The following is a 12,727-nucleotide window of genomic DNA, read 5'->3' on the forward strand; positions in this document are numbered from 1 at the left end:
ACGCGCCACCCGTTACGCGTGCGCCCCCACCGACACCGTCCCGACCGTCAGCCGCGGTGTGCCCTGAAGGATCTCGCCGGTCCGCTCCACCTGCTCCTCCAGCTCCCCGCGGCGCGCGGCGGTCAGCGTGCCCAGCGGCTCCACCGTCACGTCGAGCCACTTCCCGGACCGGCGCTGGTGCCACACCCCGGCGACGGCCCCGTCGATCAGCAGCACCGGGAAGTTCCCGGCCTGCCCGCCCCCGAGCGCCCGCTCGTAGGCCGCGCCCGCGAAGAGCCGCGTCCGCGGCTGGGAGGCGATGGTGAACGCGTCGAAGTAGGGGAGGAGCCGTACGCCCCGGGCCGCCGGCTCCGCCGCGAAGTCCGTGTCACCGGCCTTCACCCATGCCACCTCGCCCTCGAAGTCGACCGGCTCCGTCCGCCCCTCGGCCGCGAGTGAGCCGAACAGCTCCTTGGCCCAGTTCGCGGGCATGGCAAGCCACTTGGCGAAGTTCTGCGGGGTGGCGGGCCCGTACGCGTACAGATAGCGCTCCACGAGCCCGGCGAGCGCCTCCGGGCCCGCGAGCGGGGTGAACCCCGGCAGCAGCCGGTGCGGGTTGGTGTACGTGACCTTCCGCCCCCGGTTGGGGCCGAAGCAGAGGGCGCCCCGGTGTGCCGCCGTGTGTGTCATCTGCCGCCAGCGAGGCCACTTGGTCTGGAACGCGTCCATGACGCGGTCGCCGGCCCACGGCCCCGTCCGCGCCACGATCGCCTCGGTCAGCTCGTCGACGGTGAGGTCGTCGTCCGCCAGCGCGTCCGCGATCGCGGCGACGACCTGATCGGTCTGGCCCTCGCTCATCCGAACACCGTCGGGCATCGCGCTGCGGCCGGTGGGCAGCGCCGAGAGTGCGCCGGTCCACAGGGGCAGATCGGCGGACGGCAGCAGATGTACGGTGCCGCGCGGCCCGAACGTCTTCACCAGGCTGCCGTCCGTCCACAGCGCGGTCCGCACCGACTCACGTGTCTCGCCGCCGTCCAGCCGCAGCGCCACCGACAGTTCCGCCGCCGACAGGACCTGCGCGTGGGCACCGACCATGGCGCCGGCGACGGCGGCCGGGCCGCCGCCCGTCGGCGCGATGAGCCCCTGCCGGGCCAGCCGCCGGGCGTTGGCGGCGGCCCAGCCCACCCGCGGACTCCCGGTCGTGACATCCGTGTTGTTCGTCGTCATGCGCCGAGCCTAGGAGGCAGTGAGGACAGATTCCGTCCGCATGGGCCGTCCGCATGGGGGCGGTTCCGCCGGGCTTTCGTACGGCCCCGCGTCAAGGCGGCGCCTCTCCGACAGCCCTCTCCCGGGTACTCCCATCGGGTGGCGACTTCTCGCCATTCCACCGCCACGAACAGTGTGCTCAGGCCCGCTGTCCTGGGCCTTTTACGTGTCCGGCACAGCAATCGTGTGACTGCGGAGCGTGACGCCAGTGTTGCTTGGCACGCAGCATCACTTACGAAGGGTTATGGTGGAAACCCCCCCTCGGGCCGGTCCGTATCCCCCCCACGGACCGGCCCGTTTTTTCATGTCCCGGCCGAGGTCAGCCCCGTCCGGCCCAGATGTTGGTGCCCTCGGTGTCCACGGCGAAGGTGTCGATCTCCTTCAGCTCGTCGGCCGACAGCGCGGCCCCGGACAGCGCCGCCACGTTCTCCTCCAGCTGCTTCACGCTGGACGCGCCGATCAGCGCCGACGTCATCCGCTCGTCGCGCAGCACCCACTTGATCGCCAGCTGCGCCAGCGACTGACCGCGCCGCCGCGCGATCTCGTCGAGTCCGTTCAGCCTGCGGACGACCTCGTCCGAGAGCAGGTCGGGGTCGAGGGACTTGCCCTGCGTGGCCCGCGAACCCTCCGGAATCCCCTTCAGGTACTTGTTCGTCAGCAGACCCTGCGCCAGCGGCACGAAGGAGATGCAGCCCATGCCGGCCGCCTCCAGCGTGTCGAGCAGACCGTCGTCCTCGATCCAGCGGTTGATCATCGAGTAGGAGGGCTGGTGGATGAGCGCCGGGACGCCCATCTCCTTCAACAGCCGTGCCGCCTCGGCGGTCTGCTCGGCCTTGTACGACGACACACCCACGTACAGCGCCTTGCCCTGCTGGACGGCGGACGCCAGCGCGCCCATCGTCTCCTCAAGAGGCGTGTGCGGGTCGAAGCGGTGCGAGTAGAAGACGTCGACGTAGTCGAGACCCATCCGCTTGAGGGAGGCGTCCAGCGACGACGTCAGATACTTGCGCGAACCCCATTCCCCGTACGGGCCCGGGTGCATGAGATAGCCCGCCTTGGTCGAGACGACCAACTCGTCGCGATAGGCCGAGAAGTCCTGCGCGAAGATCTTGCCGAAATTCAACTCCGCCGATCCGGGCGGCGGTCCGTAGTTGTTCGCGAGGTCGAAGTGCGTGACGCCGAGGTCGAAAGCGCGGCGCAGGATCGCGCGCTGCGAGTCGAGGGTCCGGTCGTCACCGAAGTTGTGCCAGAGGCCGAGGGAGAGGGCGGGCAGCTTGAGGCCGCTGCGTCCGCTGCGCCGGTACTCCATGGAGTCGTACCGGTCTTCGGCTGCGAGATAAGTGGGGAATTCAGTCACGAGTCCTTCCTTATCACGGACTTGTGACAGACCGGGTTGGGCCCTCGTGCCGCCCGCGCAGTAATGTGACGGCTTCGGGTGCCAGGGGCGGTCCCCATCTCTCACGGACGGCCTTCCCCGCGGCGGACGGGCGCGGCCCCGCGGGCCGCCCGGCGGGCGGTCCCCATCAGAAACCGAAGAGGTGGACTCAGTGAACTTGCGCGACCTGGTGTACAGGCTCTACGCACGCCGGGTGGAAAGGCGCCTCGATCACACCCAGGTGCTGCCCAAGCACATCGGTGTCGTTCTCGACGGGAACCGCCGCTGGGCCAAGGCCTCCGGCGGTACGACCGAACAGGGCCACAAGGCCGGCGCCAGCAAGATCCAGGACCTGCTCGGCTGGTGCGACGAGACGGACGTCGAGGTGGTCACCCTGTGGCTGCTGTCCACGGACAACCTCGACCGCGCCGACGACGAGCTGATCCCCCTCCTCGGCATCATCGAGAACGCCGTGCGCGACCTCGCCGCCGACGGCCGCTGGCGCGTCCACCACGTCGGCACGATGGACCTGCTGCCCGCCCGTATGCAGACCGTGCTCAAGGAGGCCGAGGAGGCCACCCGGAACAACACCGGGATACTGGTCAACGTCGCCGTCGGCTACGGCGGCCGGCAGGAGATCGCCGACGCGGTCCGCTCCCTGCTCCTGGACCACGCGAGCAAGGGCACCTCGTTCGAGGAGCTCGCCGAGATCGTCGACACGGACCTGATCGCCTCGCACCTCTACACACGCGGCCAGCCCGACCCCGACCTGGTGATCAGGACCAGCGGCGAGACGCGGCTCTCGGGCTTCATGCTCTGGCAGAGCGCCCATTCGGAGTACTACTTCTGCGAAGTCTTCTGGCCGGCTTTCCGCAAGGTCGACTTTCTGCGCGCCCTGCGTGACTACGCGGCGCGACACCGTCGCTACGGAGCCTGAACCCCCGCCCCGCAAGGCTTCCGATACCCCTCCCCGGAATACCCCCCGGCGCCCGCGCCGAACGGCGTCCACGACCGCCCGGACCGCCCCGTCACCCGAGGTTCACACGCTGTCCGTCATATGCCGTGGCATGGCGGCGCGTGTTCGAGGGAATACCTCTCCACAGGTCGGCGTCCGAGCAGAACCGTCAGCGATGACGGCGGGCGCCGAATCTCAGCGGTCGGCCCAGCCGTCCGCCCGGGAGGCCCTTTGCACCAGGACGATCGTACGGTGACGCGTACGGGCGCCGTGGAGGGCCGGTCCTCGGCCCGCGCACTTGGGCCCGAGTCCGGTCCGCCGTCCGCCGCCAGGCGGGCGACCACAGCCCGTGACGCCGTCGCATCCCGACCTCGTCCGAGGGGGTACGTCCTTCCGTGGTGACCAGCACAAAGCGCCGCATGCCCGACAGGCGCACCTATGTTCTCGACACCAGCGTCCTGCTGGCCGATCCCAACGCCATGTCCCGCTTCGACGAGCACGAAGTCGTGCTGCCGATCGTGGTGATCACGGAGTTGGAGGCCAAGAGGCACCATCCGGAGCTCGGATACTTCGCCCGGCAGGCCCTGCGCCTGCTCGACGACTTCCGTATCCGGTACGGCCGTCTCGACGCCCCCATCCCGCTGGGCGACCTGGGCGGCACGCTGCGCGTCGAGCTCAACCACTCCGATCCCGGCGTCCTTCCCGCCGGCTTCCGATTGGGGGACAACGACTCGCGGATTCTCGCGGTGGCGCGCAATCTCCAGGCGGAGGGGTACGACGTCACCGTCGTCTCCAAGGACCTGCCGCTGCGCATCAAGGCGTCGTCGGTCGGACTTCTCGCCGAGGAGTACCGCGCCGAGCTGGCCATCACCGACTCCGGCTGGACCGGTATGAGCGAGATGGCGCTCTCCGCCGAACAGGTGGACCTCCTCTTCTCCGAGGAGACGCTGTACGTGCCGGAGCTGGCGGAGCTGCCCGTGCACACCGGGCTGGTCCTCCAGTCCGACCGCGGCAAGGCGCTCGGCCGCATCACCCCCGAGGGCAATGTGAAGCTCGTCCGCGGTGACCGGGAGGCCTTCGGGATCCACGGCCGCAGCGCCGAACAGCGCATCGCCCTCGATCTGCTGCTCAACCCGGACATCGGCATCATCTCGATGGGCGGCCGCGCGGGCACCGGCAAGTCGGCCCTGGCCCTGTGCGCGGGCCTGGAGGCGGTGCTGGAGCGCCGTCAGCACAAGAAGGTGATGGTCTTCCGTCCGCTGTACGCGGTCGGCGGGCAGGAGCTCGGCTATCTGCCGGGCACCGAGGCCGAGAAGATGAGCCCGTGGGCGCAGGCGGTGTTCGACACCCTGTCGGCCGTCGCCGGCCGTGAGGTGATCGAGGAGGTGCTGGGCCGCGGCATGCTCGAAGTGCTGCCCCTGACGCACATCCGCGGGCGGTCGCTGCACGACGCGTTCGTCATCGTCGACGAGGCCCAGTCGCTGGAGCGGAACGTCCTGCTGACCGTTCTCTCCCGTATCGGTGCCAACTCGCGTGTGGTGCTGACCCATGACGTGGCGCAGCGCGACAACTTGCGTGTGGGCAGGTACGACGGGGTGGTCGCCGTGGTCGAGAAGCTCAAGGGCCATCCGCTCTTCGCGCACGTCACCCTCAACCGCTCCGAGCGCTCGCCCATCGCCGCGCTCGTGACCGAAATGCTGGAGGAAGGTTAGGTCTCCGCCTGAATGCGGTAGTTGGCGCCGCCCGGCAAGGACGCAAGAGCCTAGCCGGGCGGCGCTGTGCCGTGCCGCCATTTCCGTGAAACTGGTGTGCCAAACGGGGTGTGAGCTATCCCACGCAACGAAGAATTGCCTTGCGGCGTGGGCGTCCGGCAGAGTCTTGCTTCCGTCAGGCCCCGCATACGACACACGTGCATCCCCAGGGATGCGGAACCACACAACTCAACACTTGACGTCGTATGCCGCCCGCGCTTCATCCGGTGCTTCCGCCATGGGAGTTGCCGACGGGCCCGTGTCTCCCGTGACGTGCGGTACGGAGACCAGTGCCAGGGGCACGATTGCATCCGTGAGGTCACGTACACGGACGCTGCTGGAAGGAAACCGTGTGAGCCGGATCTCGGTCCGGGGATTCGCCGTGGCATCAGCTACAGCGGTCACCACCGTCGGCGCAGTCGTGGGAGTCGCTTCGGGCGCTCCCCAGGCCTCGGACGACAATTTCGAGGCGACCGCAGCTGACACGACGCTCCTCGCAGACATCCCCGCGGGCCAGCACGCCCAGGTCCAGACCGCGTCGTTGACGCAGCAGGCCGACGCGCAGGCCACTGCCGCCGATGTGGCAGCGAAGAAGTCCGCCGAGGAATCGGCTCGTATCCAGGCGGCCAAGGACGCCAAGGCGAAGAAGGAAGCCGCCGAGGAGAAGGCGGAGCAGGCGCGCGAGGCCAAGCTGGCCGAGGAGCGCGCCAGCCGCGACGAGACGCGTGACTCCTCCGACTTCTCGGTGCAGAGCTCGTACTCGGTCTCCGAAGTCCAGGCCATGGCCCGCCAGATGATCCCCGGCGACCAGTTCCAGTGCTTCAGCAACATCGTGGACCACGAGTCCACGTGGAACTACAAGGCGCAGAACCCGTCTTCGGGTGCCTACGGTCTCGTCCAGGCGCTGCCCGGCTCCAAGATGGCGTCCGCCGGCGCCGACTGGCAGACCAACCCGGCCACGCAGATAAAGTGGGGCCTGAACTACATGAACGACCGCTACGGCAGCCCGTGCGGTGCCTGGTCGTTCTGGCAGGCCAACAACTGGTACTAGGCCCGCCGGACCACCCGCTTACCGTCGGTTTTCCAGGCCGCCGGAGCTCAACCTTGTGAAGCCCCTCCCCGTCCTACGGGGAGGGGCTTTGCGCGTGTACGTTCAGGCGGGGCGACTCGGGGAACAAGCAGGCGGTACGACACGGGGAAGAAGGATGAGCATGTCGAAACTGCCGGGGTGGCTAGGCCGGGTCGGAGCCGAACTCACCGAACTCGGCGAGCGGTTGGGGGAGCGCCGGGCCGAGGCCACGGGGGACGACGGTCCCGCGGACGGTTCGGTGCGCGACAGCGTCCCGGCCCCGCCCGACTACGCGCCCAGTGTCGCCGCCAAGCCGGAGCCCGTGGCAGCCATTCCCTGGGGCATGCGGGTGGCCGCCGAGGCCGCCTGGCGGCTGGTCGTACTGGCGATCATGCTCTGGGTGTTGATGAAGATCATCAGCGCCGTGCAGCTCGTGGTGATGGCCTTCGTCGGAGCCCTGCTGGTCACCGCGCTGCTCCAGCCGACGGTCGCCAGGCTCAAGAAGTGGGGCCTGCCGCGTGGTCTGGCCACGGCGGTCACCGCCATCTCCGGCTTCATCGTCATGGGCCTCATCGGCTGGTTCGTGGTGTGGCAGGTCGTGGAGAACATCGACGTACTCTCCGACCGCGTCACCGACGGCATCGAGGAACTCAAACGCTGGCTGCTCAACAGCCCGTTCCATGTCACCGAACAGCAGATCAACGATCTCGCGAAGAGCCTGAGCGACGCGATCGGCACCAACACCGAGGAGATCACCTCCGCCGGCATCCAGGGCGTGACCGTCGTGGTCGAACTGCTGACCGGGATCCTGCTGGCCGTGTTCTCCACGCTCTTCCTCCTCTACGACGGCCGGCGGATCTGGGAGTGGTCGCTCAGGCTGTTCCCCGCGGCGGCGCGTCCGGGCCTCGCCGGGGCCGGACCGCGCGCCTGGCGCACGCTCACCGCGTATGTGCGCGGCACCCTGATAGTCGCGCTCATCGACGCCGTCTTCATCGGCCTCGGGCTCTACTTCCTCGACGTCCCGCTGGCGGTGCCGCTGGCGGTCTTCATCTTCCTCGGCGCGTTCATCCCGCTCGTCGGCGCGGTCATCTCGGGCGCGCTCGCCGTGGTCGTCGCGCTCGTCACCCAGGACGTCTTCACGGCGCTGATGGTGCTGATCGTCGTCCTGGCCGTCCAGCAGATCGAGGGCCACGTCCTCCAGCCGTTCATCCTCGGCCGTGCGGTACGCGTGCATCCGCTGGCCGTCGTCCTCGCGGTCGCCACGGGCGGGCTCGTCGCCGGTATCGCCGGAGCCGTCGTCGCGGTGCCGCTGGTCGCCGTCACGAACACCGTCGTCGGTTACCTCCGCGCGCACAGCCAGGAGCGGTCCCTGCGCGGCGGCCCCGGGCCGCACGGCGCGACGGCGCTCGACATCGCGCCGACGCCCGCCCCGGGCGCCACGGCCGCGCCCCCGGCGGGCTCCGCGGCCCCGGCCGACGCCCCGGCGGGGCCGGTCTCCGACGCGCCGCCCGCCGAGCCCCGGAACGGCCAGGAATGATCTCCGAGCCGGAGCTGGAGGGAGAGCTCTCGGCGCCGGCGACGGTGCCCGCGCCGCGAGGCCCGGAGGACGCGGCCGAGACACTGGACGCCGGCGGACCCGCCTTCATACCGGGGCCGCCGCTGCGGCAGCGTCCCTGGGTGTGGGGACTGGCCGGGGTACTGGTGACATCGGCGGTGTGGGCGGGCGCCCTGTGGGCGTACGGCAGGGCGGGGCCGGACCTCCAGGGTTACGGGGTCAGCCGCAATCTCTGCCTCGACGCCGATCTCGCGGCGCTCTCCGCGAGGCTCGGCGAGAAGCGGGACCCGTTCGCCGCGGTGGGCGAGGACGAGGCGCTCGACCAGGCCGTCTGCACGGTCAATCTGACGCCGAAACGGCCCCCTGAGCGCAAGGGGCATCCGGTGCCGACCGTGCGGGCGTACGCGGAGATCACGTACACGCTGCACAAGAAGACCGATCCGGGGCCGCAGTTCGACGCGTCCCTGATCGAACCGGCCGACCAGGGGGCCGGGGAACAGATCCTCAAACTCGTCCCCGAAGTGGGGGAGCGCGCCTACCTGGTGAGCCGACCCGGCGACGCGAGCCCGTCGCTGGAGGTCCTCGACGGACAGGCGGTGCTTTCGCTCTCCGTCGGTCAGGTCACCGAGTACAACGACGTGGATCCGCTGAACCCGGGCTTCGAGAGCGACGACCAGGGCGTCGTGCACCTCGGCGGCCTCGTACCGGCCATGGTCGAGGACATGCTGGCGCTGATGGACGAGCTGAAGAGCGACTGACAGCGGCGCGTCCGGCCGTCAGGCGTCGCCGGGACCGGCCATGACGGCCTCCGCGTCGAGCGTCGTCGCCAGGGCCTGGATCACGGCCGCGATCTTGAAGCCCTCCTGGATCGTCTCGCGGTCCACCTCCAGCCTCCGCAGCGCGCGCTCGTGCGCGTCGAGGCACAGTCCGCAGGCGTTGATCGCGGAGACCGCGAACGACCAGAACTCGACGTCGGCCTTCGGCACGCCCGGATGACCGAGCGCGGTCATCCGCAGGCCCGTGCGCAGCTCTCCGTACGCCGGGTCGGACAGCAGATGCCTGGTGCGGTGGAACACGTTGTTCACCGCCATGACGGCGGCGGCCGACTTGGCCGCCGTGAGGGCCTCGGGGGAGAGCCGGGCGCCGGCCTCGGGCGCCACCTCGCGCAGCACCCGCGCCGAGCGAGCGGCGATCGCACAGGCCAGCACCGTGCCCCACAGGCGCTGCTGGCTCAGTCCGCCGTGCTCGACAACCGCGTCGAGATTGCGCCGCAGATCCCTGGCGTAGTCGGGAACGGCGGCCTTCAGCGCGTCGAGTGACATCGTGCTCTCCTGGGACGGGACCTACGGTGCGTGGTCGTCGGTGGTGCGGTCGGTGTCCGGGGCGTCCGCGTCCCCGGGCTGTTCCGGAGGCCGGGCGGCCTTCGGGGGCCTGCCCCGGCGAGGGATCGGCCTGGCGTTGCCCGGGAGCCGGCCCCCTTCCGCCAGGGCCCGGCGGAGCAGGAACTCGATCTGCGCGTTGGCGCTGCGCAGTTCGTCGGACGCCCACCGTGCCAGGGCGTCGTACACCGCCGGGTCCAGGCGCAGGAGGACCTGCTTCCGTTCGGTCACTGGTAGAGGGTGCCCGTGTTCACGACCGGCTGCGCGGCCCGGTCACCGCAGAGTACGACCAGCAGGTTGCTGACCATCGCCGCCTTCCGTTCGGAGTCCAGCTCGACGATGTCCTGTTCGGTCAGCCGGGTGAGGGCCGCCTCGACCATCCCGACGGCGCCGTCCACGATCAGCCGGCGCGCCGCGACGACCGCGCCGGCCTGCTGGCGCTGGAGCATCGCCGAGGCGATCTCGGGAGCGTACGCGAGATGGGTGAAGCGTGACTCGATGATGTGCACACCCGCCGCCTCGACCCGGGCGTGCAGTTCGACGGCGAGCTTCTCGGTGATCTCCTCGGCGTTCCCGCGCAGCGAGAGGCCGTCCTCCTCGTGGGCGTCGTACGGGTACTCGATCGCGATGTGCCGGACGGCGGCCTCGGTCTGGGTGGAGACGAACTCCAGGAAGTCGTCCACCTCGAAGAGTGCCTGCGCGGTGTCCTCCACCCGCCAGACGACGACGGCCGCCAGTTCGATCGGGTTGCCGTAGGCGTCGTTGACCTTCAGGACGGCTGTCTCGTGGTTCCGTACGCGGGTCGAGATCTTGGCGCGTGAGGTGAGCGGGTTCACCCAGCGCAGCCCGTCGACGCGGATCGTGCCGCGGTAGCGGCCGAAGAGCTGGACGACACGGGCCTCGCCCGGCGCCACCATGTTGAGCCCGCACATCGCGACGAAGGCGGCGATCGCGAGCAGGACGCCCAGAACGATCAGCGCCACCTTGCCGCCGGTCGACGAGAGGGCCGCGCCGATCACGACGAGGGCGATTCCGCCGACCAGGCCGATCAGCCCGAGCAGCAGCGCGAGGCCGCCGCCGATGCTGCTCGCCTGGAATTCCCGGACCCGCGGCGCGGGCATCTCGGGCAGGTCGTCCACCACTGGGGTGCTGGTCACTGGCATGTCTGGTCCCCGTTTCCGCTACTTTCGCGCCGCTCGGCGCAGCTAGCATTGTGATTACACATTAACGTGCTTCGCAACCCTCCACGCCTTTCGTGAGTCGGTTCCTCTGAGACAGGTGCTGATTGTCACGTCGGAAAAGACCGGATCGGGACTCTTTGTCACAGGGGACGGTGTTAGCTTTCTGAGCTGATTCCGGCAACTGGGACAAGCTGACAAACGGACGGGGCCGGCGGTACGAGACCCGAGAGCGGAGCGACTGAGCGATGGGCCGAGCGGAAGCGCGAGTGGCCCGGCAGCGTGGAACGCGCCGGGCGAGGAAGGCCGGCGGCATACGCGGCTTCTTCACGCTGAGGAAGCTCCTCGGCACGTTCCTCGGGCTGTGCCTGCTCGCCATGGGCGCGTTCGTCGTGATCTATTTCCTGGTCCCGGTGCCGAAGGCCAACGCCCAGGCCGAGATGCAGAGCAACGTCTACAAGTACAGCGACGGCACGGTCCTGGCGCGGACCGGCGAGATCAACCGCGAGATAGTCGGCCTGGAGAAGGTCCCCAAGGACGTCCAGCGGTCCTTCGTCGCCGCCGAGAACAAGTCCTTCTACAAGGACTCCGGCGTCGACATCAAGGGCACGACCCGCGGTCTGGTGAACACCCTCTCGGGCAAGGGCAAGCAGGGTGGTTCCACCATCACCCAGCAGTACGTGAAGAACTACTACCTGGACCAGGACCAGACGGTCACCCGCAAGCTCAAGGAGCTGGTGATCTCTCTGAAGGTGGACCAGCAGATGAGCAAGAGCGACATCCTCGCCGGGTACATGAACACCAGTTACTACGGGCGGGGCGCGTACGGCATCCAGGCGGCCGCGCAGGCGTACTACGGCGTGGACGCGGCCAAGCTGGACGTCGCGCAGGGCGCGTACCTCGCCGCGCTGCTCCAGGCCCCCAACCAGTACGACTGGACCCTGGCCTCGGAGACCGGCAGGAAGCTCGTCACCGAGCGCTGGAACTACGTCCTCGACAACATGGTCGAGGAGAACTGGCTGGACGGTACGGAGCGGGCCGGGCTGAAGTTCCCCGTACCGCGGAAGCCCAAGCCCGCCCCCGGCGCCGAGGGCCAGGCCGGCTATCTCGTCGATGCCGCCAACAGCGAGCTGGAGCGGCAGGGCGTCTCCAAGGAGGACATCGCCGCCGGCGGCTGGACGATCACGCTGAGCGTCGACAAGAAGCGCCAGAAGGAGCTTCTCGACGCGGTCGACAAGCAGCTGGAGTCCAAGCTCGACCGGAAGAAGAACAAGATCGACGCGACCGTGCAGGCGGGCGCCACCTCCGTGGACCCGAAGACGGGCGCGGTGGTCGCGCTCTACGGCGGGGTCGGCGCCACCGAGCACTGGATCAACAACGCCACCCGCACCGACTACCAGCCCGCGTCGACCTTCAAGCCGGTGGTGCTCGCCTCGGCGCTGGAGAACAAGTCCAGGACGCAGGACGACGACCCGATCGGGCTCAAGACCGTTTACGACGGCACCAGCAAGCGGCCGGTCGTCGGCAGCGACACCCCCTTCGCGCCGCAGAACGAGGACGACGTCGACTACGGCGACATCACCGTGCAGGAAGCGGCCAACGACTCCGTCAACTCCGTCTTCGCACAGATGGTCGTGGACGTCGGCCCCGGCAAGGTGAAGAAGACCGCGCTCGATCTGGGCATGCGGGACAAGAACTTCCCCGAGCGGCCCGCGATCACCCTGGGCACGATGCAGGCGTCCACCTGGGACATGGCGGGCGTGTACGCGACGCTCGACAACCACGGGGAGAAGGTCACGCCGTCGATCCTGAAGTCCGCCGAGCACAAGGACCGTGACGTCGAGCTGCCCGAACGGATCGGTGACCAGGCGATCAGCCGCGAGTCGGCCGACACCGTCACCTCGGCGCTCACCGGCGTCGTCAAGAACGGCACGGCGCACGAGGCGAACACCGACGCGTACGAGGCGGCCGGCAAGACGGGTACGTCGGAGAACAACAAGTCGGCCTGGTTCGCCGGCTACACGCCCGAACTGACCACGGTGGTGGCCCTGTTCGGCGAGTCGACGAAGGAGGGCGGCGGCCAGGTCACCCTGACCGGCACGGCCAACTCGGGCCGCGCCAACGGTGGTGGCTTCCCCGCCAGGATCTGGGCCGACTACACCCTGGGCGCGCTGGGCGGCGGCTCCGACGCCTCGTTCGATCTCGACGTCGCCGAGGACA

11 protein-coding genes are annotated in these 12,727 nt (G+C 69.4%); 6 read left to right on the top strand and 5 right to left on the bottom strand.

Annotated features, from left to right (window positions below):
* Window positions 1-12: 12 nt before the first annotated feature.
* Complete coding sequence (locus GXP76_RS11860; RefSeq protein ID WP_242571446.1) at window positions 13-1,206, bottom strand: winged helix DNA-binding domain-containing protein; 1,194 nt, start codon at window positions 1,204-1,206, stop codon at window positions 13-15.
* A gap of 358 nt (window positions 1,207-1,564) precedes the next feature.
* Window positions 1,565-2,602: an L-glyceraldehyde 3-phosphate reductase gene (gene mgrA, locus GXP76_RS11865; protein ID WP_308354125.1), complete on the bottom strand. Its 1,038-nt coding sequence runs from the start codon at window positions 2,600-2,602 to the stop codon at window positions 1,565-1,567.
* Window positions 2,603-2,792: 190 nt separating this feature from the next.
* Between mgrA and GXP76_RS11870 the strand changes: the two genes are divergently transcribed.
* The 5 genes from GXP76_RS11870 (at window position 2,793) to GXP76_RS11890 (ending at window position 8,708) form a co-directional block, all read left to right on the top strand.
* Window positions 2,793-3,557 (top strand): isoprenyl transferase, encoded by a 765-nt coding sequence (locus tag GXP76_RS11870; protein WP_242571447.1) that lies wholly within the window; start codon window positions 2,793-2,795, stop codon window positions 3,555-3,557.
* 413 nt (window positions 3,558-3,970) lie between these two features.
* Window positions 3,971-5,287, top strand: coding sequence for a PhoH family protein (locus GXP76_RS11875; protein WP_078075301.1), 1,317 nt, complete (start codon window positions 3,971-3,973; stop codon window positions 5,285-5,287).
* A gap of 391 nt (window positions 5,288-5,678) precedes the next feature.
* A complete protein-coding gene (locus GXP76_RS11880; protein ID WP_242571448.1) occupies window positions 5,679-6,377 on the top strand; it encodes a transglycosylase SLT domain-containing protein in 699 nt (232 codons plus the stop codon).
* 160 nt (window positions 6,378-6,537) lie between these two features.
* Entirely contained in the window at window positions 6,538-7,932 is a 1,395-nt protein-coding gene (locus tag GXP76_RS11885; RefSeq protein ID WP_242571449.1) for an AI-2E family transporter, read from the top strand.
* Complete coding sequence (locus GXP76_RS11890; RefSeq protein ID WP_242571450.1) at window positions 7,929-8,708, top strand: hypothetical protein; 780 nt, start codon at window positions 7,929-7,931, stop codon at window positions 8,706-8,708. The genes GXP76_RS11885 and GXP76_RS11890 overlap by 4 nt, the downstream gene beginning before the upstream one ends.
* Window positions 8,709-8,726: 18 nt before the next feature.
* Here GXP76_RS11890 and GXP76_RS11895 read toward each other — a convergent pair whose 3' ends face one another.
* From GXP76_RS11895 to GXP76_RS11905, 3 genes are read right to left on the bottom strand one after another with little or no spacing between them, the layout of a single operon-like run.
* Window positions 8,727-9,272: a carboxymuconolactone decarboxylase family protein gene (locus tag GXP76_RS11895; protein ID WP_242571451.1), complete on the bottom strand. Its 546-nt coding sequence runs from the start codon at window positions 9,270-9,272 to the stop codon at window positions 8,727-8,729.
* Between the two features lie 21 nt (window positions 9,273-9,293).
* Complete coding sequence (locus tag GXP76_RS11900; protein ID WP_242571452.1) at window positions 9,294-9,560, bottom strand: hypothetical protein; 267 nt, start codon at window positions 9,558-9,560, stop codon at window positions 9,294-9,296.
* Complete coding sequence (locus GXP76_RS11905; protein ID WP_374360681.1) at window positions 9,557-10,450, bottom strand: SPFH domain-containing protein; 894 nt, start codon at window positions 10,448-10,450, stop codon at window positions 9,557-9,559. The genes GXP76_RS11900 and GXP76_RS11905 overlap by 4 nt, the downstream gene beginning before the upstream one ends.
* A 305-nt stretch (window positions 10,451-10,755) precedes the next feature.
* Between GXP76_RS11905 and GXP76_RS11910 the strand changes: the two genes are divergently transcribed.
* On the top strand, window positions 10,756-12,727 hold a 1,972-nt coding region (locus tag GXP76_RS11910; RefSeq protein WP_242571454.1), incomplete at its 3' end, for a transglycosylase domain-containing protein.

The sequence above is a fragment of the Streptomyces sp. NP-1717 genome (assembly GCF_022695985.1).
Taxonomy (GTDB): domain Bacteria; phylum Actinomycetota; class Actinomycetes; order Streptomycetales; family Streptomycetaceae; genus Streptomyces.